General features: G+C 29.5%; 1 protein-coding gene. It reads right to left on the bottom strand.

Annotation, left to right across the window (positions count from 1 at the left end):
- Positions 1 to 207: 207 nt before the first annotated feature.
- On the bottom strand, positions 208 to 682 hold a 475-nt coding region (locus ETC00_RS19455), incomplete at its 5' end, for a hypothetical protein (protein WP_216369600.1).

A 682-nucleotide genomic window follows, 5' to 3' on the forward strand; every position in this document is an offset into this window, starting at 1 on the left:
TGCTTTCTTACATTTTCTTTCAATAATTCTACTGGCAAGTCAGCTAGTAGTAAATCTAACTCTGTTTCTGAAAAAAGATCATAATTTTCTTTATCAAAAAACATATCTTTTCATCTCCTCCCAATTCTTATAAAAGGAATAATTTACTATCTAAAGACTTGTTAGCATATTAATTAAAAAGAATATGATGGGAGCCCCATCATATTCTTAACTATTCAATTCATCAAATAAGCTTAGTGAAATATTAACACCGTGGGTTCTATCATCATCAAAGTTCTCCACTTTATTTATAGGATTTAAAACTTCGTCTACTAAACTCATCTCTCTTCTAGCTCTTTCAATCTCATTTCTTATATGGGCTGTATAATCATCTATAGTTTTTACAGGAATAAACTGGTCTTTCATTTCTTCAGGAAGATATTCAATAATATCATCATAGACTAAACCTTTGTTTCTATTCTCTTCATCAGGTACAGAACCTCTAACAAAACCAAATCTATGAAGATTTTTACCGTGATAATATACATAAAGAGCTATTAAATATGAGAATAGTGAGTCGTCATGGAAACCCGGACCGTGTTCAATTTTACCATTTTTCTTTCTAACGAGAGTCATAAGGTCATTTGTAATGTTTTCTGTAACAAATTTGTCTTTATATTCTTTAACATGTGTTTCTAAAATA

Origin of the sequence: Brevibacillus sp. MCWH (genome assembly GCF_013096935.1) — a bacterium.
GTDB classification, from domain to species: Bacteria; Bacillota; Bacilli; order Brevibacillales; family Brevibacillaceae; genus Brevibacillus; species Brevibacillus aydinogluensis.